This window comes from Mesorhizobium sp. M0960, from assembly GCF_040319055.1.
Classification (GTDB): domain Bacteria; phylum Pseudomonadota; class Alphaproteobacteria; order Rhizobiales; family Rhizobiaceae; genus Mesorhizobium.
This window is the reverse complement of record NZ_JAMYNN010000009.1, coordinates 25,771-50,158: the sequence shown is the minus strand read 5'-3', so window position 1 is coordinate 50,158 and position 24,388 is coordinate 25,771. Positions and strand designations below refer to the sequence as shown.

General features: G+C 62.4%; 21 protein-coding genes. 13 read left to right on the top strand and 8 right to left on the bottom strand.

Annotated features, from left to right (window positions below):
* Positions 1–126 precede the first annotated feature (126 nt).
* A complete protein-coding gene (locus NKH63_RS17690; RefSeq protein ID WP_023720252.1) occupies positions 127–939 on the top strand; it encodes a nucleotidyltransferase family protein in 813 nt (270 codons plus the stop codon).
* Positions 932–1,684, top strand: coding sequence for a metallophosphoesterase family protein (locus NKH63_RS17685; protein ID WP_254817011.1), 753 nt, complete (start codon positions 932–934; stop codon positions 1,682–1,684). The genes NKH63_RS17690 and NKH63_RS17685 overlap by 8 nt, the downstream gene beginning before the upstream one ends.
* A 319-nt stretch (positions 1,685–2,003) precedes the next feature.
* Here the strand turns inward: NKH63_RS17685 and NKH63_RS17680 are convergent, their stop codons facing one another.
* Positions 2,004–3,617, bottom strand: a complete 1,614-nt coding sequence (locus NKH63_RS17680) for a DHA2 family efflux MFS transporter permease subunit (RefSeq protein ID WP_352909187.1) — start codon at positions 3,615–3,617, stop codon at positions 2,004–2,006.
* Positions 3,614–4,789, bottom strand: coding sequence for an HlyD family secretion protein (locus tag NKH63_RS17675; RefSeq protein ID WP_352481994.1), 1,176 nt, complete (start codon positions 4,787–4,789; stop codon positions 3,614–3,616). Before NKH63_RS17675 ends, NKH63_RS17680 begins: the two co-directional genes overlap by 4 nt.
* A gap of 272 nt (positions 4,790–5,061) precedes the next feature.
* On the opposite strand from NKH63_RS17675, the gene NKH63_RS17670 reads away from it, so the two are divergent.
* On the top strand, positions 5,062–5,493 hold the full coding sequence (locus tag NKH63_RS17670) for a hypothetical protein (RefSeq protein WP_023720256.1): 432 nt from the start codon (positions 5,062–5,064) through the stop codon (positions 5,491–5,493).
* Positions 5,494–5,845: 352 nt separating this feature from the next.
* Here NKH63_RS17670 and NKH63_RS17665 read toward each other — a convergent pair whose 3' ends face one another.
* The 3 genes from NKH63_RS17665 to NKH63_RS17655 all read right to left on the bottom strand — a co-directional run bounded on the left by NKH63_RS17665 (position 5,846) and on the right by NKH63_RS17655 (position 8,349).
* A complete protein-coding gene (locus NKH63_RS17665; RefSeq protein WP_023720257.1) occupies positions 5,846–7,036 on the bottom strand; it encodes an NADH-quinone oxidoreductase subunit D in 1,191 nt (396 codons plus the stop codon).
* Positions 7,037–7,103: 67 nt separating this feature from the next.
* Complete coding sequence (locus NKH63_RS17660) at positions 7,104–7,529, bottom strand: hypothetical protein (RefSeq protein ID WP_352918276.1); 426 nt, start codon at positions 7,527–7,529, stop codon at positions 7,104–7,106.
* A 145-nt stretch (positions 7,530–7,674) separates the two neighbouring features.
* Complete coding sequence (locus tag NKH63_RS17655; protein WP_352918274.1) at positions 7,675–8,349, bottom strand: DUF2161 domain-containing phosphodiesterase; 675 nt, start codon at positions 8,347–8,349, stop codon at positions 7,675–7,677.
* A 364-nt stretch (positions 8,350–8,713) separates the two neighbouring features.
* On the opposite strand from NKH63_RS17655, the gene NKH63_RS17650 reads away from it, so the two are divergent.
* The 7 genes from NKH63_RS17650 to apnL all read left to right on the top strand — a co-directional run bounded on the left by NKH63_RS17650 (position 8,714) and on the right by apnL (position 17,058).
* Complete coding sequence (locus NKH63_RS17650; RefSeq protein WP_352918272.1) at positions 8,714–9,541, top strand: phosphogluconate dehydrogenase C-terminal domain-containing protein; 828 nt, start codon at positions 8,714–8,716, stop codon at positions 9,539–9,541.
* Positions 9,542–9,807: 266 nt separating this feature from the next.
* The gene (locus NKH63_RS17645; RefSeq protein WP_023675475.1) at positions 9,808–10,749 is read left to right on the top strand and encodes a D-ribose ABC transporter substrate-binding protein; all 942 of its coding nucleotides are present in this window, start codon (positions 9,808–9,810) and stop codon (positions 10,747–10,749) included.
* A gap of 113 nt (positions 10,750–10,862) precedes the next feature.
* The gene (locus tag NKH63_RS17640; RefSeq protein ID WP_352918270.1) at positions 10,863–11,516 is read left to right on the top strand and encodes a DUF2291 family protein; all 654 of its coding nucleotides are present in this window, start codon (positions 10,863–10,865) and stop codon (positions 11,514–11,516) included.
* A complete protein-coding gene (locus tag NKH63_RS17635; RefSeq protein WP_023720263.1) occupies positions 11,513–13,057 on the top strand; it encodes a sugar ABC transporter ATP-binding protein in 1,545 nt (514 codons plus the stop codon). Before NKH63_RS17640 ends, NKH63_RS17635 begins: the two co-directional genes overlap by 4 nt.
* Positions 13,054–14,118 carry an ABC transporter permease gene (locus tag NKH63_RS17630; protein ID WP_023720264.1) on the top strand — a complete coding sequence of 355 codons (1,065 nt, stop codon included), beginning with the start codon at positions 13,054–13,056 and terminating at the stop codon, positions 14,116–14,118. Before NKH63_RS17635 ends, NKH63_RS17630 begins: the two co-directional genes overlap by 4 nt.
* 1 nt (position 14,119) lies before the next feature.
* A complete protein-coding gene (locus NKH63_RS17625) occupies positions 14,120–15,154 on the top strand; it encodes a Gfo/Idh/MocA family protein (protein ID WP_352815622.1) in 1,035 nt (344 codons plus the stop codon).
* Positions 15,151–17,058 (top strand): D-apionate lactonase, encoded by a 1,908-nt coding sequence (gene apnL, locus NKH63_RS17620; RefSeq protein ID WP_352918268.1) that lies wholly within the window; start codon positions 15,151–15,153, stop codon positions 17,056–17,058. The genes NKH63_RS17625 and apnL overlap by 4 nt, the downstream gene beginning before the upstream one ends.
* A 78-nt stretch (positions 17,059–17,136) precedes the next feature.
* On the opposite strand, the gene NKH63_RS17615 is transcribed toward apnL, so the two are convergent.
* Positions 17,137–18,105, bottom strand: a complete 969-nt coding sequence (locus tag NKH63_RS17615) for a GlxA family transcriptional regulator (RefSeq protein WP_352918266.1) — start codon at positions 18,103–18,105, stop codon at positions 17,137–17,139.
* Between the two features lie 312 nt (positions 18,106–18,417).
* Positions 18,418–19,131 carry a transcriptional regulator NanR gene (locus NKH63_RS17610; RefSeq protein WP_352590684.1) on the bottom strand — a complete coding sequence of 238 codons (714 nt, stop codon included), beginning with the start codon at positions 19,129–19,131 and terminating at the stop codon, positions 18,418–18,420.
* 183 nt (positions 19,132–19,314) lie between these two features.
* Here NKH63_RS17610 and oiaX point away from each other — a divergent pair, with 183 nt between their 5' ends.
* Together oiaX and NKH63_RS17600 are read left to right on the top strand one after the other, a co-directional pair.
* On the top strand, positions 19,315–20,589 hold the full coding sequence (gene oiaX, locus NKH63_RS17605; protein ID WP_352918264.1) for a 3-oxo-isoapionate-4-phosphate decarboxylase OiaX: 1,275 nt from the start codon (positions 19,315–19,317) through the stop codon (positions 20,587–20,589).
* Between the two features lie 4 nt (positions 20,590–20,593).
* Positions 20,594–21,928 (top strand): four-carbon acid sugar kinase family protein, encoded by a 1,335-nt coding sequence (locus NKH63_RS17600; protein WP_352918262.1) that lies wholly within the window; start codon positions 20,594–20,596, stop codon positions 21,926–21,928.
* Between the two features lie 94 nt (positions 21,929–22,022).
* Here the strand turns inward: NKH63_RS17600 and NKH63_RS17595 are convergent, their stop codons facing one another.
* The gene (locus NKH63_RS17595) at positions 22,023–22,526 is read right to left on the bottom strand and encodes a hypothetical protein (RefSeq protein ID WP_352918260.1); all 504 of its coding nucleotides are present in this window, start codon (positions 22,524–22,526) and stop codon (positions 22,023–22,025) included.
* Positions 22,527–22,798: 272 nt separating this feature from the next.
* Here NKH63_RS17595 and NKH63_RS17590 point away from each other — a divergent pair, with 272 nt between their 5' ends.
* The gene (locus tag NKH63_RS17590) at positions 22,799–24,316 is read left to right on the top strand and encodes a S10 family peptidase (RefSeq protein WP_352918258.1); all 1,518 of its coding nucleotides are present in this window, start codon (positions 22,799–22,801) and stop codon (positions 24,314–24,316) included.
* Positions 24,317–24,388: the final 72 nt, after the last annotated feature.

Genomic DNA, 24,388 nt, shown 5'->3' with positions numbered 1-24,388 from the left:
ACCGCGGCGTGTTCGCCTGATGCAGCAGGCGAGAGCGGCGGTGGCACGCAGCGGCGGGAACCATCGGGCATGCTTGGCTATTAGATACAGGCGGCTGCTGGTCTGCCGGGCCAGGAGTCATGTGCTATGATCATCAATCCCCCACCGGAAAGCGCCATCCCGGCATCCGTTCCGTCGGTCGATCCAAAAGCCGCCCCGACGCCTCGCAATGCCGAAGCGGAGGTCTTTTATATCGAAGCGATCCGCGAGCTTGTCGCGACGGGCATCCCCTTTCTCGTCGCCGGCACCTATGCCGTAAGCGCCTATACCGGGATCATCCGCCCGACCAAGGATCTCGACATTTTCTGCAAGGCCGGCGACTGCCCGCGCATCCTCGCCCATTTCAAGCAGATCGGCTATGCGGTCGTGGTCGAGGACGACCGGTGGCTCGGCAAGGTGTTCAGGGGCACGCATTTTTTCGACGTCATCTTCACCTCGATGAACGGCACAATGCCTGTCGACGACCAGTGGCTGGAGCATGCTCGCCAGGCCGAATTGCTGGGCAGCCACGTGCGGATCATCGGCCCAACCGAGCTTATCTGGTCCAAATGCTTCATCCAGGACCGCGGCCGGCATGATGGCGCCGACGTCGCGCACACCATCCTCAAGGCGCACGACCAGATCGACTGGCAAAGGCTGCTTTCCTACATGGAAGTTCATTGGGAAGTCTTGCTGATGCATCTCTTGAACTTCAGATGGATCTATCCGACGGAGCGAGACCGTGTGCCCGCGTGGCTGCTCGACGAGTTGCTCGACCGGCTGGCCAAGCAGCGCGAATTGCCGCCTTCCCGGATGCGGATCTGCCGCGGGCGCATGCTTTCACGAACCGACTATGAGATCGACGTCAAGCAATGGGGCTTTGCCGACGTCGGCGGTGAAGGAGAATATAGCGATGGCTGACGAGCTCGAATCTGCTTCGGCAAAGGCCGAAAACGGCGGCACACTCAAGGTCGCCGCCATCGGCGATCTGCATGTCGGCAAGGAGGACCAGGCGTCGTACCGCGATCTTTTCGGCGAGATGTCGCGCGAAGCCCAGGTTCTCGTGCTGACCGGCGACCTTACCAATCTCGGCAAGCCTCGGGAGGCCGAAATCCTTGCCGAGGAACTGCGTGCCTGCACGATCCCGGTCGTCGCCGTACTTGGCAACCACGACTATGAGTCAGGCGCCGTCGAGCAGGTCACCGACATTTTGCGTCAGGCGGGCGTTCATCTCCTCGACGGCGAGGCGACGGAGATTCACGAGGTCGGGTTCGTTGGGGTCAAGGGTTTCGTTGGCGGTTTTGGATCGCGCATGCTCGGCTCCTTTGGCGAACCGGCGATCAAGTCGATGGTGGCGGAAAGCGTGAACGAAGCGATGCGGCTTGAAAACGCGATGCGGCAGGTCCGCGCCAAACGCACGCTTGTCGTTCTGCACTACGCGCCTGTCGTCGAGACGGTCGAAGGCGAGCCGCTGGAGATTTTCCCGTTTCTCGGTTCGTCACGCCTGGCCGAGACAATAGACCGGTTCCAGGTCAGCGCAGTGGTGCATGGCCATGCGCATCGTGGCGCCTATGAGGGCCGTACGCCGGGCGGAGCGTCGGTCTATAACGTTGCCATGCATGTCGCCAAGCCGACCGGCCGCCCCTACGCCATGCTCGAAATCTGACAGGCGGCGCCGCTGGCGCAAGCAATCGCCAGACAGGCTGCAGAACGATCACGGCAACTGCCGGCTGAAAGACATCCGCTTCGGCGGAATATCGTTTTCATCCGGATTGGGAATGGGGTCCTCGTCGGGGAGCCTGTCGGGGTCCGGCTCACGCACGGGCTTGGGATCGGGGATGGGAGGCGGTGGTACCGGGGTCGGTGTTGGCTCGGGTGTGGGAATAGTGGCCATCGTGATCATCTCCTCTTGGCGCAGAACAACGCAATGGGTCAGCTGGTTCCCGGCTTCCTCGTTTTTGGAACCACACCGTCGCGCCTGCGGGTCAGCCCATCTCCGGATTCTCGTGTCTGCTGCCCGACTTGCCTGACCGCAGCAGCAGGGCAAGCGGAACGAGCAGGGCGGTTGCCACCGCGCAATAGCGGAAGACATCGACGTAGGCGAGCAGCGTGGCCTGGCGGGCGATCAACTGGCCGAGCCAGCCGATCGCCTGCTGCTTCGCCTGGACCAGCGGCGAACCCTGGGCGACGAAATGCTCGGTCGCCTGCCGAAGCACCTGCTGATAGGCGGGCGACGATTGCACGGTGTGGCCAACCAGATTCGATTGATGGATCTGGGAGCTTTGCGCAATGACGGTGTTGGACAGCGAGACGCCGATGCTGCCGCCGATATTGCGTGCAACGTTGATCAGCGCCGATGCCTGGTTGGTCTGTTGCGGGGGCAGGCCGACATAGGCCGCGGTCGAGATGGGAATGAACAGGAACGGCAGCCCGACCATCAGGAAGACACGGGCAAAGGCAAAGAAGCGGAAGCTGGCGTCCGGGGTAAGCGAGGTCATGTGCCAAAGCGCGACTGCGACCACCGACATGCCCACCATGATCAGGTATTTGGGCTGCACGATGCTGCCTACAAATCCGGACACCGGCATCAAGATCAGCATGGCGATGCCGCCCGGCATCATCGAAAGGCCCGACAGCGTCGCGGTGTAGGCAAATGTCGTCTGCTGCAGCTGCGGCACGATCTGGGTGGTGCTGAACAGGATAGCACCGACCGCCATCATAACCAGGAAGGCCGTGCCGAACTGGCGCGTGAACAATAGGCGCATGTCGACGACCGGATCGCTGCGACTGATTTCCCATGGGATAAGCAGCAGGAACGCGATCGCGGAAATCACTGCGAAAGTCGTAATGAAATTCGAGGCGAACCAATCGTAGCGCTGGCCTCGGTCGAGGAAGATCTCGAGGCACCCCAGTGCGGTAGCCACCAGGACGAACCCGACCCCGTCGATCTTCAGGCCGCCTTTCAGCCGTTCCTTGCGTTCGCGTTCGAGTACGTCCGGTTCGACCAACAGCCATTGCACCAGTGCCAGCGACAGGATGCCGAACGGCACGTTGATGAAGAAGATCCAGTGCCAGGAGAAATGGTCCGTCAGCCAGCCGCCGATCGTCGGCCCGACCGTTGGTGCGACGATGACGGCAATGCCGTAAAGCGCGAAGGCTTGCGAGCGCTTTTCCGGCGGAAAGGTATCGGCAAGGATCGATTGCTCGCTTGGCGCCATGCCGCCGCCGCCGAGGCCCTGAAGGATCCTGAACAGGATGAGCAGTTCCAGGTTGGGCGCCAGTCCGCACAGCAGCGACGCGACGGTGAAGGTCGCCACGCAAAGCATGTAGTAGCGCTTGCGGCCGATGACGCTTGCCAGCCAGCCGCTGACCGGGATGATCACCGAGTTGGCCACAAGATAGGTGGTAATGACCCAGGTGCTTTCGTCCATTCCGGCCGCCAGGCTGCCGGCGATGTTGCGCAGGGCGACATTGGCGATCGAGGTGTCCAGCACCAGCATGAAAGTGGCGATGGAAACGACAATGGCGATGAGCCAGGGATTGTGCGTCCCGGCGGCGGATCGGCTTTCGCCCTGATTTCTGGCTGCTTCGCCGTTCATCGCACCTTGACCGTCGGCACCACCGACAGCCCTGGGCCGAGAAGCACATCCGGCGGCTTGTCGAAGACGATCTTGACCGGCACGCGCTGCACCACCTTGACGTAATTGCCGGTGGCATTTTCGGCCGGCAAGAGGCTGAAGGCGGTGCCGCTGCCGGCCTGGATGCTGTCGACGCGCCCATGGAACGACTTGTCCGGGTACGCGTCGATATCGATGTCGACCGGTTGTCCCTGCCGCATCAGGTCGAGCTGCGTCTCCTTGAAATTGGCCCTCACCCAGACCTCGTCGGGAACGAACATCATCAATACCTGGCCGGGTTGGGCGTAGGTGCCGTCAGCGGCCGAAATGCTCGTTGCCCGCCCGGCTGCGGGTGCTGTGATGGTCGTGCGCGACAGCGTCGTGCGGGCTTGCTCCTGGCTGGCTTTGGCCTGTTCGAGCTGCGCCTCGGCGCTCCTGGCTTGCGCCTGCAAGACCGAAACCTGGCTTTTTGCTGAGGCGACATTGGCCTCGGCACTGTCCAGCGCGGCCTGATCCTGACGCAGCGTCGATGCCGCTTGCTGCGCCTGCTGCTGCGTTGCCGTGCCCTTGGCCAGGAGTTCGCGATTGCGTTGATCCTCAGCCTTGGCGAAATCCAGCGCTGCCTTGGCCTGTGCAACCTGCCTCTGGGCAGCGTTCACCTTTGCGTTTTGAGCCTCGATCTGAGCGGTGACATTGACGATTTCGGCTTCGGCCGCGGCGACGCCGGCATCGGCCTGCTTCAGATTTGCCTGATAGTCGCTGTCGTCGATGCGCAGGAGGACATCACCTGCCTGCACGTGCTGATTGTCGCTAACCGCCAGCTCGGTAATGCGGCCGGCGATTTGGGCGCCGATCGTCACCGTGCGGGCGTCGATGAAGGCGTCGTCGGTCGATTCGTACTGGCGAGCGTTCAGCCACCAGATCACGACGCCTGCCGCGACGAGCAACAGCGCAAGCGCAACCGCCGCCGTCGCATAGGGATGGCGCTTGGGAAAGCCGAGCAGACCGGCCTTTCGTTGCGAGGCATCCCCGTCGGGCTTTTCCTGCCGCGGCTCTGCCGATCGCTCACGAGATTCTCGAACCCGGGCCGGTTGCTCCCGAGTTTCATTTACAGGCTCGACGTCTTGTTCGACGCTTTGAGGCTTCGTGTCCAACGGAATGGCTTTCAAGACTGATATTGCAGCCGCCGGGGCGGACGCAAAGCCAAACCGCGAGCTTCCGCAAAAGTTCCTGCCCGGAATGGGTTCGGTTAACGGGGCGACGTCGAACCCACTGAGCGGCGCCGGCGCGTTGGAACCGAGCGCCGCTTCACCGGGCAGGTGATCCGTACGCCTCATGTTGCGGTGATCCGGCCTTGTCAGCGCTCCACGGCGCGATAATTGCTCATATAGGCGTGGGCGAATTCACCTGTCGACAGGAGCCGACCATGAAACATCAAACACTCGACCAACTGCATGCCGTCGCGGAAGTTGAGTCCTTCGCGGCGTATCCGGCGATGAGCCGAAACCAGCGGATTGAACGTTGGGCAGAACTTCTCGAGCAAAACCCGACGCGATGCCTTGGGGCGCTTCCAGGCACCGAATATATGAACAGGGAAGCGCGCGACAGATCGCGTGGCGCTGGGACGCCGCTCACTGTCGCTTTCGAGGATCCGGTTCTGCGTGCCATGGGCTTGAACGACGATACCTATGGTGAGGCAAAGCGCTTCTTCGAACTGAGCGACCGGCAGTTGCACCAAATCGTTTGCCATTGCCACGTTGGCGCCACGATGCAAGCGCGATGGGCCGCTGCCAGGGTGCGCGGGATAGTTCGCGGCAACAGATTTGTTGCCTGGATGAAGGGCTTGATCGTGCATTGACGCGATACGAGGAACGGCGGAACACGCGTTCTTTCCGCGCTGCGGGGAGCGCTTCCGAACTTGGAAGGACTCGTGCCCCGTCAGGCCGCGCAGATTGTGAAACTCCTTGACGCTTGGCTGCGCCTTGTCGCGGCCATGCGTCCGTCTTTGATCCGAGAATTTGAGTTGGCCCGCCGCAATTGAGAGCCTTCGTCCGACGGGCGTTCGAGCGCCGTCCAGGCATGTGCGATCTGGCTAGGGACAACAATCCCGCGATCGTGGAAGATCCTTCGACCTGGTGAGCGGCCGATCTCTCCAAACACCCTTCGATCCGCTCTAGCGGTCGATCTCTCCAAATACCCTTCGACCCACTTTAGCGGTCGATCTCTCCAAATACGATGTCGAGCGAGCCGATGATCGCGGCAACATCGGCGATCATATGGCCTCGGGACAGGAAATCCATCGCCTGCAGGTGGGCGAAGGAAGGTGCGCGGATCTTGCATCGGTAGGGAATGTTGCCTCCGTCCGATACGAGGTAGACGCCGAACTCGCCCTTCGGCGCCTCGACGGCGGCATAGACTTCACCGCGCGGCACGCGAATGCCTTCTGTATAAAGTTTGAAGTGGTGGATCGTCGCTTCCATCGAGCGCTTCATCGTGGCACGCGGCGGCGGCGTGATCTTGCGGTTCGGGATCGCGACCGGCCCCTGGCCTTCGGGCGAGCGCAACTTTTCCAGACATTGCCGCATGATCCGGACCGACTGGCGCATTTCCTCCATGCGTACGAGATAGCGGTCGTAGCAGTCGCCATGCTTGCCGACCGGGATATCGAAATCCATCTCCGGATAGCATTCGTATGGCTGCGCCTTGCGCAGATCCCAGGAGGCGCCCGATCCGCGCACCATCACGCCGGAGAAGGCCCAGGCCCAGGCATCGTCAAGGCCGATCACGCCGACATCGACATTGCGCTGCTTGAAAATGCGGTTTTCGGTCAACAGCCCTTCGAGATTGTCGCAGACCTTGAGAAACGGATCGCAGAAATTCCAGATGTCGTCGAGGAGCTCCGGCGGCAGATCCTGATGCACGCCGCCGACCCTGAAATAATTCGCGTGCATGCGGGCGCCGGACGCGCGCTCGTAAAAGACCATCAGCTTCTCGCGTTCGGCGAAACCCCAGAGCGGCGGCGTCAGCGCGCCGATGTCCATGGCTTGGGTGGTGACGTTGAGGAGGTGCGACAGAAGCCGGCCTATTTCGCAGAAAAGCACGCGAATGAGTTGCCCACGCTTCGGAACCGATATTTCAAGGAGCTTCTCGGCGGCGAGACAGAATGCGTGCTCCTGGTTCATCGGCGCGACGTAGTCGAGCCGGTCGAAATAGGGCAGGGCCTGCAGGTAGTTCTTGTACTCGATGAGCTTTTCGGTGCCGCGATGCAGCAGGCCGATGTGGGGATCGGCGCGTTCCACGATCTCGCCGTCGAGTTCGAGCACCAGCCGCAGGACGCCGTGAGCGGAGGGATGTTGTGGCCCGAAATTGATGGTGAAGTTGCGAACTGCAGCCTCGGCCATGACAGTCCTCCGCGATCCAGGCGGGCTTCGGTTCCATGCCGGAACCGGCTTGTCCGCTTTCAGCCGCTCACGTCGTCGTCTGGATGATCAGCGTCAGCGTGCCGTCGCCGTCGATATTGGCGGCCACGACCTGCGTGGAATTAAGCCCGTTCGCTGCCAGTGCCGATGCCGCCTGCGGCGATGCGTCGATCGAACTTTGCAGGATACGCAAATCCTCGGCGCTGGTCTGGGTGACGACGGCCTCCGCCTGTGCCTTGATGTCAGGAGGCAGATCCTCCATCGCCACGATTGTCACTGCGGTGAAATTCTGCGCGGAGAAGGCTTGGTCAGGTGTAGCCTGGTCGGGAGTGGCCCCTTCGGGCGTGGCTTGCTCTGGCAGGGTTTGCGGGGCCGTCGGCGGGACAGGGACAAGCTCTGGTCCCACGGATTGCGCATAGACCGGCGAGGCAAGAGCCAGTGCCGAGAGTGTGGCAATTGTCGTCGATAGCCGCATGGCCTTTCCTTCCGTTTTGCTCAGGGATGATCAATTCGGTGACGACACAACCATCGTGTCGAAATATGGTTCCGTCACCGAGGTTGCTGTCTTGCCGAAGCCGTGATTGTCGCGGAAGCGAGTGCGAAATCCGGCGTTGCCTGTCTCAGGCAGCGGTGTGGCTGCGATCGGGCTGCGGCCAGCGCTGCAATGCTTCACGGCCCTGAGCGGTCAGTTCGTAGATCCCGCGATCGGTGCGCGCGAACCAGCGATACACGTTGTGCAGCAGGATTTTGGGCGCGTTCGGCAGGTTGGGCTTCAAGTCACGCGGCCGCTTTGGGCCGTCCGCGAGTGCTGCGGCGCATGCCAGGGCCTGCTGGCGATAGGCGGTCATGATCGGCGCACGCGAGCCGCCGCCGGCGACAGGATCGCCCTGCCGACGCTGATGTTCGTCGATTAGTTTCGAGCGGCGCCGGGAATCCCTACGCGGAGCCAATGCCGTCGGGCTGAGCAGCACCTGAACCTCGCCGTTCGTCCGCACGCCAAGCAGGCCAAAGCCGAGGCGACGGCAGAGATTGCGATACCTCACATCGCTCTCACGGCCTTTGCCACGGCCCGACATGCATGCTGCGAGCCAGACCTCGTCGCTCACCGCCATACGGTCGACGCCCTGAAGGACCAGCTCGAGATTGAACTTCAGCTTTAGCTCGCAGATGACGACGATCGGTGGAGAGTCGGCACTCAGCGCCAGCAGATCGCAGCCGCCGATCTCGCCCTTGACCATGAATCCCAGGCCTTCGAGGAAGGTCTTGACCGGGCTGTAGAGTGAAGTCTCGAGCATGGGCCTTTGTTCGCTGCGAATCATCCCGCCCGATTGGCAGTTCAGCGCGATGATCGCTCATTGCCATTGAACAGGAGGTAAACGACGGCCAAACCCAAGCGATTGCTGCGGCTCGCCGGTGGCGCAGAGCCGTGCCACGGCCGCTTGCCAATTTGGTATGCTGGTATAATATGTACCTGAGGTAGCATTGCCCCGCATAGCTGCGCTGTGCTGGACATCCGAGCGCCCGGGACATCGTCCAGGGCATCGTCATTTGAGCGGCGGCTCCCCGCCTTTTCTAATCCGCCAGCCGGCGGCAATGTGCATACAAGTCAATGGGATGACGATCGGCAGGGCCGTCGTTGGAAATCAGGAGTAACGGACAATGACAACGATTGCGCTGTTTGGTGCTGGCGGCAAAATGGGTTACCGCCTGTCGACCAATTTTCGCGGGTCTCCCTATACGGTACGCCATGTCGAGGTCGGCGACGCCGGCCGCGAGCGGCTTAAATCGGGCCTCGGCATCGATGCCGTCAGCGCCGATGAGGCGCTTGATGGCGCTGATGTGGTGATCCTGGCGGTGCCGGACACGCATATCGGCAAGGTCGCGGCGAGCATCGAGAGCAAGCTTGCATCAGGCACGATGGTCGTCGTGCTCGACGCCGCGGCACCTTTCGCCGGGCATTTGCCGCAGCGACCTGACCTGACCTATTTCGTCACCCACCCGTGCCATCCGCCGATCTTCAACGACGAGACCGACATGGCGGCCAAGAAGGACTATTTCGGCGGCGTCAAGGCCAAGCAGCACATGGTCAGCGCCTTGATGCAGGGGCCGGAGGAAGATTTCGCCAAGGGTGAGGCGATCGCCAAGATCATCTGGGCCCCGGTCATGCGCTCGCATCGCGTCACTGTCGATCAGATGGCGCTGCTCGAGCCCGGCCTTTCGGAAACGGTATGCGCTTCGCTGCTCGTCGTCATGAAGGAGGCCGTCGACGAGGTGGTGGCGCGCGGGGTCGACAAGCAGGCGGCGCTCGACTTCCTGCTTGGCCATATGAACGTGCTTGGCGCCGTCATCTTCGGCGAGACCAAAGGCGTGTTCTCCGACGCCTGCAACAAGGCGATAGAGTTCGGCAAGCCGGTGCTGATGCGCGATGACTGGAAGCGGGTGTTCGAGCCGGAGGAGATTGCCGCGAGCATTCAGCGCATCACCTGAGGGCGCGACGCGTCTTCCGGAACATATCACCTGAAATTGTCATTGACTCATCATACCAGTTAGCTTAGCTGTTCGATGGCTCGGACCGTCAAGCTTCGCAGCAAGCTCAGGGCCTGGGACGAGTGGAGGATAGCGGGGAGACGATCGATCGAGGTGAAGCCGGCAAAGGGCTTGTGAACCTGACGCGATCCGCGATCCGCGCTGGCTAACGAATTGAATGCATATAGCCTTGGGATCAAGGCACGGGTTTTCAACGGGAGGAATACATGAAACTGACACGCAGAATGACGCTTGCGGCTTTCGCCGGCATGCTGGCGCTTGGCACGGCCGCACCCGCCTATGCGGCGGATCTGATCGCCATCATCACGCCCTCGCATGACAATCCGTTCTTCAAGGCGGAAGCTGTCGGCGCAGAGGCCAAGGCCAAGGAACTCGGCTACGAGGCGCTGGTGCTCGTCCATGACGACGATGCCAACAAGCAGTCCGAACTTATCGACACGGCGATCGGCCGCGGCGCCAAGGCAATCATCCTCGATAATGCCGGCGCCGACGCCACCGTTGCCGCCGTGCAGAAGGCCAAGGACGCAGGTGTTCCTTCATTCCTGATCGATCGCGAGATCAATGCCACCGGCGTTGCCGTCGCGCAGATCGTCTCCAACAACTATCAGGGCGCCCAGCTCGGCGCGCAGGAATTCGTCAAGCTGATGGGCGAGAAGGGTAATTTCGTCGAGCTCGTCGGCAAGGAATCCGACACCAATGCCGGCATCCGCTCCAAGGGTTACCACGACGTCATCGACGACTATCCGGACCTGAAGATGGTGGCGCAGCAGTCGGCCAATTGGAGCCAGACCGAGGCCTATTCAAAGATGGAATCGATCCTCCAGGCCAATCCCGATATCAAGGGCGTGATCTCCGGCAACGACACGATGGCGATGGGCGCCTATGCGGCACTCGCCGCTGCCGGCCGCAAGGACGTCATAGTCGTCGGCTTCGACGGGTCGAACGACGTGCGCGACTCGATCACCTCCGGCGGCATCAAGGCGACAGTCCTGCAGCCGGCCTTCGCGCAGGCGCAGATGGCGGTCGAGCAGGCCAACGACTTCATCAAGAACAAGAAGTCTCCCGCCGAAGAAAAGCAGCTGATGGACTGCGTCCTGGTCAATGGCGACAATGCCGCCAAGCTCGAGACGTTCGCGCTCACCAACTGAGCCGGCGTAACATCAGGCAGCAAGGGACGAGCCTCCGGTTCGTCCCTTGCTTCCATTTCGCCCTTGCTTCCATTTCTCTGGGTGCTCCTGACCGCCATGCCGAACGAGCCGACATGTTCAACACGCTGACCCGGCCGATCTTTGTCGCGTTGTTCCTCGCAGCAATAGTCAGCCTGACCGCCTGCAAGATCTTGCCGACGCCGTCGGCGGAAAACGGCGGCACTGGCTCCGCGTTCAATCCCGACAAGTTGGTCGAGGACATCTGGGCGACGAAGGTGATACCCTATCTGCAGCAGAAGGCCGGGCCGTTTCCCGAGGTGCATGCCTTGGCCAAGGCCGACCCCGCCGCTGCCGGCGCGAAATACGGCAACCCGAAGAAGCAGGCGAATTCGCCATGGACCTTCGCCGTTCGGCTCGAGGGCAAGGTCGTTGCAGCCAACACACAGTCACGGGCGGCGACGATGGACATCGATGCCGACGGCGACGGCAAGGCCGATGCGCGGGTGCAGATCGGCCCCGCCATGCGTGGGACCGCCCTGCGTGACAGCCTCGACTTCATCCAGTTCAACGATTTCACCAATCAGATCGACTTCGCCCAGTTCGGCAAGGCGTTCAACGCCTATGCCGACAAGACCGTGCTTTCCAAGCTGCCGCGCGAGACACTCGAGGGCCGCAGCGTCGAGGTACTTGGCGCCTATACGCCGGGCAGTGGCCAGGACCTGCCGCTGGTGACGCCGGCGGAGGCAGAGATCGGGCCGAAGCCATGAGCGGCGATCAAGATGTCATCCTGAAGCTGGAGGATGTCTCGAAGGTCTATTCCGGCACCGTCGCAGTCAAGCGGGCGAATTTCGAGGTGCGCAAGGGCGCGGTCAACGTGCTGGTCGGCGAAAACGGAGCCGGCAAATCGACGCTGATGAAGATCATCGCGGGCGTCGAGCAGCCGACACTCGGGCGCATTCTGCTGGACGGCGAGGAGGTTTCCTTCTCGTCATCCGGGGATGCGGTGAATCGCGGCATCGGCATGGTGTTCCAGGAGCTGAACCTGTTCGGCAATCTGACTGTCGCCGAAAATATTTTCGCCACCCGCGAGATCACCAACCGCTTCCGCAAGATCGACCGCAAAGAGCAGGAGCGCCGCGCGGCGGAGTTCCTTGAACGCCTGGAAGCCGGCATCCGGCCCGACATGCTGGTCGAGGATCTGCGCATCGGCCAGCAACAACTGGTCGAGATCGCCAAGGCGGTTTCGCTCGATGCGCGCATCCTGATCATGGATGAACCGACCTCGGCGCTCAGCGCGGCGGAAGTCGAGATCCTGTTCAAGGTGATTGCCGACCTCAAGGCGCGTGGCGTGGCAATCGTCTACATCTCGCATCGGCTCGAGGAACTGATCCGCATCGGCGACACCATCACCGTGCTGCGCGATGGGCGCATCACCGGCCAGGCGGAGATGAAAGACGTCGATACCCAGTGGATCGTGCGGCAGATGATCGGCTCCGACGCCAAGGACTTCGCCAAGGCCGACGGCCATGTTCCGGGCGAAGAGATATTCCGTGCCGAGGACATTTGCCTGCCGCGTGTCACCGGCGGGCTCGCGGTCGACCACGTCTCGCTGTCGCTGCGCGCCGGTGAAATCCTCGGCATCTACGGGCTGATGGGAGCCGGACGCAGCGAGCTGTTCGACTGCATCATGGGCCGTCACGGCCATTCGACCGGAACGATATTCATTGCCGGCAAAAAAGTGCACGAGCGGGACACGACGCGACGCATCCGCCGCGGCCTGGCGCTGATCCCCGAAGACCGCCAGCGCGAAGGGCTGGTGTCGACCCTCTCCGTCGCCAGCAATCTGACGCTGGCCAGCCTGTCGCGTTTCGTGCGCCTGTTCCACATTCGTGGTGCCGCCGAACGACAGGCGGTGGCCCAGACCGTGCGCGAATTGGCGATCAAGGTCGCCGATCCGGCGCAGGAAGTCTCGTCGCTATCGGGCGGCAACCAGCAGAAGGTGGTGATCGGCAAGGCGCTGCTCACCGGACCGAAGGTGCTGCTGATGGACGAGCCGAGCCGCGGCATCGACGTCGGCGCCAAGGCCGACGTGTTCCGCACCATGCGCAAGCTGTCGCGCGACGGCCTGGGGATCCTGTTTGCCACCTCGGATCTCGATGAGGTGATGGCGTTGTCAGACCGCATCGCGGTGATGAGCAATGGAAAATTGACTGGTATGTTCGACCGCGCCGAGGCGACAGAGGCCGCAATCGTCGCTGCCTCGGCGCTCGGCCACGGACCGGTCCCGCACGGAGAGCAAGGCGCATGACTGACATTCCAGCCAAGGCGGCGGTCACCTCCCTTTCGAGCGGCTCGGTCCTGCTGACGCTGATGAAGGCGAGGACGTTCATCGCGCTGATCGCCGTGCTGTTGTTCTTCTCGATAGCTGCCCCCAATTTCCTCTCGGCCGCCAATCTTATCCTGATGTCGAAGCACGTGGCGCTGAACGCATTCCTCGCAATGGGCATGACCTTTGTCATCATCACCGGCGGCATCGACCTGTCGGTCGGCTCGATCGTCGGCCTGTGCGGCATGGTGGCCGGCTATCTCGTGCTCAACGGCATCGACCTGCAGGTCGGCTATACCATCTATTTCAACGTCTTCGAGATCGCGCTGATCACGCTTGCCGTCGGCATATTGATCGGCGCCGTCAACGGCTTGCTGATCACCAGGCTTAACGTTGCGCCGTTCATCGCCACGCTCGGCGTGCTCTATGTCGCGCGCGGCCTGGCGCTGCTGTCGTCCGACGGGCGCACCTTCCCCAATCTCGTCGGCAAGCCGGAGCTTGGCACCACCGGATTCGGCTTTCTCGGCGCCGGCCGGTTGCTCGGCCTGCCCGTCGCGCTGTGGATTTTGCTCGTTGTTGCATTAGGGGCCGCCTATCTCGCCAAGTACACCCCGCTCGGCCGCCACATTTTCGCCGTTGGCGGCAACGAGCGGGCGGCGCGGATTTCGGGCGTCCGCGTCAACATGGTGAAGATGTTCGTCTACATGTTCTCCGGTTTCTGCGCGGCGATCGTCGGGCTGATCATCTCGTCCGAACTGATGGCCTCGCATCCGGCGACCGGAGAGAGCTTCGAACTCAACGCCATTGCCGCGGCAGTGCTCGGCGGCACCTCGATGTCGGGCGGACGCGGCACCATTGGCGGCACCATTGTCGGCGCCTTCGTCATCGGCATTCTTTCGGACGGGCTGGTGATGATGGGGGTGAGCTCGTTCTGGCAGATGGTGATCAAGGGCCTCGTCATCATCGTCGCCGTCGTCGTCGACCAGGCACAGCGCCGGCTGCAGAGCCGGGTGACGCTGATGCAGATGGCAAAGGCCGGCTGACATGACGGAACTGCGGGGAGCGCTGATCGGCTGCGGCTTCTTCGCCGTCAACCAGATGCATGCCTGGCGCGACATAGAGGGTGCCTCGATCGCTGCCATCTGCGACCGCGATCCGGACCGGTTGAGGATCGTCGGCGACCAGTTCGGGGTCGCGCGGCGCTATACCGACGCGGCAGCACTGTTTGCCGGCGAAAGGTTGGATTTCGTCGACATCGCCACCACCGCGCCGAGCCACCGTCCCCTCGTCGAGATGGCGGCGCAGCACGGCGTGCCGGTAATCTGCCAAAAACCGTTCGCGCCGACGCTTGCCGACGCCAAGGCGATAGTGAAGGCATGCGCCGTCGCCGGTGTGCCGCTGATGGTGCACGAAAATTTTCGTTGGCAGTCGCCGATCCAGGCGGTGCGTGCCGTGCTCGACAGCGGCGACATCGGCACACCCTTCTTCGGACGGATCTCGTTTCGATCGGCTTACGACGTGTTTTCCGGCCAGCCCTATTTGGCGACGGGAAAGCGCTTCATTATCGAAGACCTCGGCATCCACATCCTCGACATCGCCCGCTTTCTGCTGGGCGACGTCTCGACGGTCACTGCGCGAACGGCGCGCGTCAACCCTGCCATTGCCGGCGAGGATGTTGCGACGATGCTCATGGACCACACGAGCGGCGCCACTTCGGTGGTCGACTGCAGCTACGCGAGCAAGCTCGCCACCGAGCCTTTCCCCGAGACGCTGATCGAGATCGACGGCAGCGACGGCACGATCCGGCTGGCGCAGGGCTACCGCCTCACCATCACCGGCAGGAGCGGGACAGTCATCAGCGACGTCTCGCCACCGCTGCTGCCCTGGGCATCGCGGCCGTGGCACAACATCCAGGAAAGCGTCGTCGCAATCCAGCGGCATTGGGTCGATTGCTTGACCAACGGAACCGAGCCCGCGACCTCGGGTGCGGACAACCTCAAGACCTTAGCGCTGGTCGAGGCGGCCTATGCCGGCGCCGCAAGCCGCGAGCCGGTGCAACTCGACGCCTTGCTGAAATGACAGCCGACGCCTTCCTCCTTTACGGCACGCCTGCGGTTGAAGTCGAACCGGTCAGGCTGCGCGCCGGTGCGCTGACGGCGGACTTCGTCAACGGCAATCTGCGCACCATTCGGCATGGCGGCACCGAAGTTCTGCGCGCCATCGCCTACATCGTCAGGGATCGCGACTGGGGCACTCACGAGCCGGCGCTCACCAACCTTGCCATCGAGCAGGATGCCGAGGCATTTTCCGTTAGCTATTCGGCAAGTTGCCAGGCACCCAACGGCAGCCGACTTAGCTTCCGTGCGACCATCAAGGGCTCCGCCGATGGCCAACTGGTCTTCGACGTGAGCGCTCGTCCCGACAGCGATTTCGAAACCAATCGCTGTGGCTTCTGCATCCTGCATCCGATTGCCGGCGTGGCCGGGAGCCCGGTCACGGTCGAGCATACCGATGGCAGCGTGGTGGCGACGCGGCTTCCAGAGCTGATCGATCCCTGGCAGCCGTTCAAGGACCTGCGGGCGATCACCCACCAGGTCCGGCCGGGCGTCACCGCCGAATGCCGGATGGAAGGCGATGCCTTCGAGATGGAGGACCAGCGCAACTGGTCGGATGCCTCCTACAAGACCTATGTCCGCCCGCTTGCGCTGCCATGGCCATACGTGCTGCCTGCCGGCGAGACCTTCCGCCAGACCATCAGCTTGCGGGTAGCGGGTCGCGGGAAAGTGCCGCCCGCCGCGGCAACCGCCGAACCGATCCGTGTCACGCTCGGCCAAGCCGGACCGGTGTTGCCGGACGTTGGCGTGATCATCTACCCGGATGAGGTCGAGGCGGTGCTGGGCAAGCTGTCGGTGCTGTCCGAGCTTGGTCCGCAACAATTGATGTTCCACTATGACCCGACGCGCGGCCACGAGCTCGATGCCTTGCGATCCTACGCCCGGCTCGCCGCCGCCTATCCGGTCCGGACAACGCTCGAATGTGTCATTGCCGGCGACGGCGATCTCGACGCCGAGCTTTCAGGCGTCGCCGACAGGGTGCGCCAGGCCGGGCTCAAGCTTTCGGCCATTGCCGTCTCGCCCTCGGTCGACCGGCAGTCGACGCCACCGGGCAGCGCGTGGCCGCAATGCCTGCCGCTCGAAGACGTCTATGCCGCGGCGCGGCGTGCCTTTCCCGACATCCGCCTCGGCGGCGGCATGTTCAGCTATTTCACCGAACTCAACCGCAAGCATGTGCCGGCCGACCCGCTCGATTTCGTCACGCATTGCACTTGCCCCATCGTGCATGCCGCCGACGATCTCAGCGTCATGCAATCGCTGGAGGCGCTGCCTTTCATCGCGGCGTCTGTACGGGCGATCTTCGGAACAAAACCTTATCGGATCGGGCCGTCGACCATTGCCATGCGCCAGAACCCTTATGGCGGCGCGACCAAGGCCAATCCCGACAGTCAGCGCATTGCCATGGCCGACCGCGACCCTCGCCATGCCGGACTGTTCGGGGCTGCGTGGACGATCGGCTATGCCGCACGCCTCGCCCCTGCCGGGCTCGAAATGCTCACGCTCTGCAGCTTCACCGGGCCATTCGGCGTGCTGGCCTCGTCGGACGAACCGGTCGAAGAAGGTACACGCCGGCCGATTTTCCACGCGGTGAAAGGACTTTGCGAACTGGCCGGCCATGCGCACATGGCGGCAGCAACGACCGATGAGACGCGGGTGCTCGGACTGGCCAGCCGCACCCAGACAGGCAAGATCATCGTCTGGCTGACGAACCTTACCCCTGACGACGTTTTAGTCGATGTTTCCGGGCTCGGCTCCGATCAGGGTTTTCTGAATATCTGGGATGGACGAACGTCACGCCAGATTCAGCGCGACGCGTCGGGCCGAGACCGTCTTGTGATGACGCCTTACGCAATCGTCCGGATCGGCTGAAGTCATATGCCGGGGTTCATGAATCGCCGCAATTCCGCAACGGTTGCCCCTAGCCGCAGCATTTCCGCTGCCGGCTTGTCACCAGATTTGCTTTCGAAACTCGCCTGGCGCCATTCCAGTTGTCTTGGAAAAAAGACGGCTGAACGAGGCGACGTCCTGATATCCCACCCGATAGCAAATTTCTGAAACGCTCAGTTTCGTTTCCTCAAGCATGGATTTTGCCAACTCCAGCCGCCTTTCCTGAATCCATTTTCCCGGCGTTGTCTGGAACTCGTCGAAAAACCTGCGAGACAGGGTTCGCGAAGACATCGCCAATTCGGTTGCGAGAAATTTCAAATCGATTTCCGACATCTTGTCTTTCGAGAGCTCGCGCAGCTTGTTCTCGAATGGGCTGGCCTCGTTCGAAATTTCGTCGAGAGGAAATTCGTAGGGACTCTGGAATTTGCGCGGCGGAGGAAGAACCAGAAGTTTTCGAATGATCCGCTCTTCCTTCGAGAAGCCCAGATCGATCAGCAAAGCCCTGGCGAGTTCGAGTCCGGAAAATCCGCCGCCACATGTGTAAAGGCGGTCCTGGCGAATGAGCAGGCGGGAAGCGTCCCATCGCACTTGCGGAAACCGGCGGCTTGCCTCGTTCTTCAGCCACCAGGATATCGTTGCGCGCTTGCCGTCCAGCAATCCTGAATTGGCGAGCAGATAACATGCGCCGCAATGTGCTGCGATGATTGCCTCCTGCTGCTGAGCGAGCGCGATCAGCGGGTTTGAATGCTCACTCTCCTCGTCGAGCGAGCGCAGAAGCTCCGGAATCTCGACACCCGGCATCGCAATGAGAATCAGGACATCCATTTTTCGGGACGGCTGAGCCTTTGTCGGGAAGGAAATTCCGGTGCTTGATGTCGACGGCGCGCCCCTTGAAACGAACTCACATGAAAGAACCTGTGAACGGCAGACGTCATTCACAAGCTGAAACATTTCGACCAGCGTCGAGACAACGGCCGAATAGAAATTCGACGGCAGCCAGATCACAACGTGGAGGCTCCTGTCAGCCATTGCGGTTCTCCCGACGTCATTCCCGCCGAGTGGCACGTCTAGCACAGTCTTTGTCAAAATTGCCAATTCCAGAAAAAGGCCGGCGCCTCCAGGATGGCCGTATACGGGGTTGCTGACGACAGCGGCCGCGGAAATCCATGGCTGGAAAGATGCAAATGCGGAAATCGCTGAATGAAAACAACGCGGCACATACATCGGATTCAAACGGCTACAGCAAACTGCGCCGGTCTGGACTCAGGCTGACCTGTAGTCAGTCAGTAGGCCGAGAACACAGTCCCGACCGCGACGCCGGTAGAGACCTGCGCTTGATTTTCAGTTGCCGGAATTCATCACGTAGAGCGCACGCGAGCGTTCGAGGTGCTTGATCATCGCCTTCTCGGCGCCATCCGCATCCTTGGCTTCGATGCGCTCGATGATCTCTTCGTGCTCGGTCAGCGTGAACTTTTCCTTGCCGGTCCAGATCAGCATTTCGGTGTGGTATTCCTTTAGCCAGCCAAGCATTGCCTCGCTGACGGCGACGTAGATCGGGTTGCCGGATATTGCCGCGATCTGGGTGTGGAATTTCATGTCGGCGGATATGAAGGCTTCCGAGTCGCCGCGAAAGCTGCGCTGCTCGATGACCGTTGCGCGCAGCCGCTGCACGTCCTCGGCGGTGGCCTTTTCAGCAGCTTCCTTGACCATGCCGCGCTCGAAGAAGATGCGCGCGTTCTTGAGGTGCTCGAGCGTATCCTTCGACGATGACAGGATGATCTTCGCCGCGCCATCGACCTGCTTGATGATCGACTTGGCGGTCAGCTGCAGCACCTTGGCCCGCTCACCATGCGAGATCGCTACCAGCCCCATATTGCTCAGCGCCTGCATCGCCTCGCGGATCGCCGGCCTGCCGACCTCGAAGCGCTCCATCAGTTCGCGCTCCGACGGCATGTCGTCGCCCGGCTGCAATTCGCCGCTGGTGATCAGGCGCTTCAATCTCAAGAATACTTCGTCGGAAAGCTTGCGCCGGACGATCGGCTCCGAACGGTTCATCGTCGCGAATCACTCCTATGACCGGCCTCTATCTAGCATTTCCACCGCGAGTTCCGGAACGCCTGTCGCCCGCCCGCCTTTTCCCGCCAAGCCGGACAGGGCTTGCAATGCTTATGTACTCATTATACCAGACTTCGAGGGCCAAGGAACCTTTTTCGAACCACCCCGGCAGGCCGCGCGAATATGATTGTTCTCACCTATCGCATCGAAACGCCGGACAATATCGAGGCGCTGGCGGCCAAGATCGCAAGCGACCAGTCGACCGGAACCTTCGTCGCGCTGGCCGGCGAGACCGAAGAGCTCAAGGCCAGGGTCGCGGCGCGGGTCCTGGCGATACGGCATCTGCCGGAGGCGGATCGGCCGTCTCTTCCCGAAACCGGTCCCGGAGCCAGCCCCGAAGCACGCAACGGCCCGGTCAAGCGCGCCGACGTCGATATTGCCTTTCCGCTGGACGCCATCGGCACCGACCTGTCGGCGCTGATGACCATCGCCATCGGCGGCACCTTTTCGATCAAGGGCCTATCCGGCATCCGGGTGGTCGACATGAAGCTACCCGAGGAGTACCGGGGCGCGCATCCCGGCCCGCAATTCGGCGTCACGGGCAGCCGCAGGCTGACCGGTGTCGCGGATCGTCCGATCATCGGGACCATCGTCAAGCCGGCGCTGGGACTCCGCCCGCACGAGACGGCCGCGATGGTGCAAGAGCTGATTGCCGCCGGCGTCGATTTCATCAAGGACGACGAGAAGCTGATGAGCCCGGCCTATTCACCACTGTCGGAGCGGGTGAGGGCAATTATGCCGCTGATCCTCGACCACGAGCAGAAGACCGGCAAGAAGGTCATGTATGCCTTTGGCATCTCACATGCCGATCCCGACGAGATGATGCGAAACCACGACCTGGTGGCAAAGGCCGGCGGCAATTGTGCTGTGGTCAACATCAATTCGATCGGTTTTGGCGGCATGGCTTACCTCCGAAAGCGCTCCAGCCTGGTGCTCCATGCCCACCGCAATGGCTGGGACATTCTCACCCGTCATCCTGGCCTCGGCATGGACTTCAAGGTCTGGCAGCAGTTCTGGCGGCTGCTCGGCGTCGACCAATTCCAGATCAATGGCATCGCCTCGAAATACTGGGAACCCGACTGGTCCTTCGTCGAATCCTTCAAGGCGGTGACCACGCCGATCTTTTCGCCGGCCGATTGCGCATTGCCGGTCGCCGGCTCCGGCCAGTGGGGCGGGCAGGCGCCTGAAACCTTCCAGCGAACCGGCCGGACGGTCGATCTTCTCTATCTCTGCGGCGGCGGCATCGTCAGCCACCCGGACGGGCCGGGCGCCGGCGTGCGCGCCGTGCAGCAGGCCTGGAAGGCGGCGGTCCAAGACATCCCGTTGGCGGATTATGCCTTGAGCCATGTCGAGCTGGCGCGGTCGATCGAGAAGTTCGGCGACGGCAAGGCGGCCTGACGCCATGCAAAACCTGCTTCTGAGTTATTATGGCGACGACCTGACCGGCTCGACCGATGTGATGGAGGCGCTCGAGCTCGGCGGCGTGCCGACCGTGCTGTTCATGCGGCAGCCGGACGAGGCGCTGCTTTCGCAATTTGCGCATTGCCGCGCCATCGGGCTGGCCGGCACCAGCAGAAGCGAGACGCCGCAGTGGATGGACACGCATCTGCGAGATGCCTTCGCCTGGCTGAAGACCCTCAACGCCGAGATCTGCCACTACAAGGTCTGCTCGACCTTCGATTCCAGCCCGGCAATCGGCAGCATCGGCCGGGCGATCGAGATCGGCCGCTCGGTTTTCCGGCAAGACAGCGTGCCGCTGGTGGTCGGCGCGCCGCAGCTGAAACGCTACACCGCATTCGGCCATCTGTTCGCGGCCTATCGCGACAAATATTTCCGCATCGATCGCCATCCCGTGATGAGCCGCCATCCGATCACGCCGATGGACGAATCCGATCTGCTGATCCATCTGTCGCGCCAGACAGACCTCAGCTCGGGGCTGGTCGACCTGGCGACGCTGCAATCGGCGTCGCGGTCGGAAGCATTCGACCGGCTTGTGGAGAATGGCACAGACATCGTGCTCTTCGATGTCGATAGCCTGGAAACCCAGGCGCTTGCCGGCAAGGAGATTTGGCGCGCTCGCAAGCCGGGCGGTTATTTGGTCGTCGGCTCTTCGGGCATCGAATATGCCTTGCTGGCCGAATGGGCATCGAACCGTATCGTGGATGCTAAACCCGCGTTTTCGCCGCCAGGCGCTGCCGACAGGATCGCCGTGGTCTCGGGGAGCTGCTCGCTGACGACGGAACGACAGATCCGGCATGCTCTGGCCGAAGGCTTCGACGGGATCGAGCTCGACCCGGTCGAACTGGTTTCCGAGGCGTCCGACGACGCTATTGCGCACGCCGTTGCAAGCGGCCGTTCCAGCCTAGCGGCCGGGCGCAGCGTTATCCTCTACACCGCGCTCGGACCGGCGGCCGACCGCGGTGCTGAAATCGATCTCCGGGAAGGCGCCCGCCATAAGCTTGGCCGCGGCCTTGGCGAGCTTCTCCGCGAATTGACACTCCAGCAGGGGCTGCAGCGCGTGGTCATCGCCGGCGGCGATACGTCGAGCCACGCACTTGGCCAGATAGGCGTCGATGCGCTGACGGTGCGAATGCCGCTGCCGGCATCGCCGGGCTCGCCGCTTTGTCTCGCGCATTCGCGCATCAAGGCGATCGACGGGCTGGAAATCGCCCTCAAGGGCGGACAGGTCGGAACCGACCGCTATTTCTGCGCCATTCGCGATGGGATCGGCGGTTGAGAGCAGGAATTTAGGTAAGTCGTCGGTGCTCCAATCGGAGTTCGGCAGATCCATTAGCCGGCAAAGCAATCAGCAGCAGCGCGCTTGATCCCGGTCACCTCGTACGGGCCATCGTCCTGACTGGATGGCGCTGACGGGCATAGGCGACGCAGGCGTCCACCGTGCTGACACAGAGTCCGTCGCGGTTGTTCGGCAGGTTGTTGTCGCCGGCGTAGGCGACCTCGGCAACATGGCCGTCGACCATTCGAATTTGCGTGTTGCAATAGCCGCCGGGGGCGACGTTGACAGAACCTCCGAGCGCCGGGACGGGGCCAATGGCCACGGTCGGAACCACAATGTTGAGATTGCCGCGTTGAACGACGCGCTGATAGGTCCAGATCTGGCCGGATCTGCCAACATCGGCGGTGGCTGTCGGAAAGCCGGCACACATTCGAACATCCGCTTCGCTAAGGCCGACCATCTCCTTGCGGGCTGCCGCCGCCGTGGCGTCCTCCTTCGCAGTGCTCGACGTGTCGTCGGGCATGACGCAGGAGGACAGGATGGCGGCGCTTACGGATAGAACGAGAAGGGCAAGCTTTCGTGTGTGGAAAGATGTCATACCAACTTCGGATTGCATGGAGCCCCGAATGCCAACCTAGGAAGTGGGCCAATCGAGTCAACCGGCAGAAATTCACGAAGTCGTTTGGTACGCCACCGCCACGCATCTGCTGCAAGGGGTTGAGGCTGCTGCCGTGTCCCTCGCGCCCTATCTTCCGCCTGGGCATCGGATTTCTCAACCCGACCCCTTCTTGAGATGTACTGGCGCACGGTGCTGTGACTTTGGTTCGGCCGACGGTGTGCTAGTTTCCAGCCAATTGCTCCGGAGACGTCATGCTTATCAAGCTGCAAGAAATCGCCCTCGCTCTTCTGCTGTTGGTCGCCGGCGCTGGGGCCAGTCATGCGGAGGCGGCCCAGCGGCCGCCGCCCACTGGCGGGGTTCTCTCGCTCCTGCCGCCGCCGCAGACTTCCGATCATTCGATCGTCATCGCCGGACGCACGCTCGATTACGAGGCCAAGGCCGGCACGCTGTCATTGCCGTCCGGCAAAGGCGATATCACCGCCGAGATTTTCTATGTCGCCTATGCACTGCATCCCGGAAAAGAAACGGGACCGGATCCGCGGCGTCCGATCACCTTCGTGTTTAATGGCGGTCCGGGAGCAGCTTCCGCCTATCTGCACCTCGGCGCGCTCGGTCCGCGGGTCCTGGCGACGGCGGCCGATGGAAGTTTCCTGCCGCCGCCACAGAGGCTGTTCGATAACCCCGACACTTGGCTCGACATGACCGACTTGGTCTTTGTGGACCCTGTCGGAACCGGTTACAGCCGTGAAGCGCCCGGCACGGAGGCACATAGTTTCTGGGGCGTCAGTCAGGACGCCGCGTCGATAGGCGCGTTCATCCGGCTCTATCTGGCACAGACCAACCGCACCGCATCGCCGGTGTTTCTTGCCGGCGAAAGCTATGGCGGGTTTCGGGCGGCATTGCTCGCCAGGAAGCTGCAGGAAGACATCGGCATCAGCCCGAGCGGCGTCGTCCTTATCTCGCCGGCGCTTGAATTCACGCTGGTGCGCCCGGACGAATTCCAGCCGCTCCACTGGGCGCTGGAACTGCCGTCGCTGGCGGCAGTGCGCCTGCACAGCGAAGGCGTTTCCGGCCCGGCTCTGCAGGAGCGGCTGGCGGAAGTCGAACGCTATGCGCTCGGCGATTATCTGGCCGCGCTAACCGGTGGACTGGAGCAAGGTGGACGGCTGGCGAGCCAGCGTGTCGCCGCAATCACCGGTCTGCCGCTCAACCTTGTCCAGCGACACTTTGCACGCATTCCCATAGGGCTCTTTGCCAAGGAGTTTGCACGGGCAAAGGGCAATGTTCTCAGCGCCTACGACGGCAACATCGCGACGGCGGACGTGGCGCCAGAGAGCCTGGGAGTCGAGGGTCCCGATCCGGTGCTCGACCGAAGCGTGCCGGCGCTCACCTCTGCTTTCGTCGGCTACGTGCGTGATGAATTGAACTTCCGTACGGATATCAGCTATCGGCTTCTCAACCGCGAAGTCAGCGGCAATTGGGACTATGGAACGAGCCCGACGCGTCAGGGCTATGCGGGTGTCATGGACGACCTTCAGCAGGCGCGCACGCTGAACCCCAATCTCGGCGTGCTGATCGTCAACGGCTACAGCGACCTGGTGACGCCGTACATGGGCTCGCGCTACCTGCTTGGTCAAATTCCTTCGCTTGCCGGCGCAAAGCCCATTCGCGCCGAGGTGCTGGAAGGCGGGCACATGATGTATCTGAGGCCGGATGGACGGGCGGCACTAAAGCAGGCCGCGTCCGAGCTTTACCGAACGACGCAATGAGACAGTTGCGCAAAAAAGCGCCGGATGCGCTGTTCGCCCTCTCATCAGGCCCTAGTTCCATCGCAATTGATC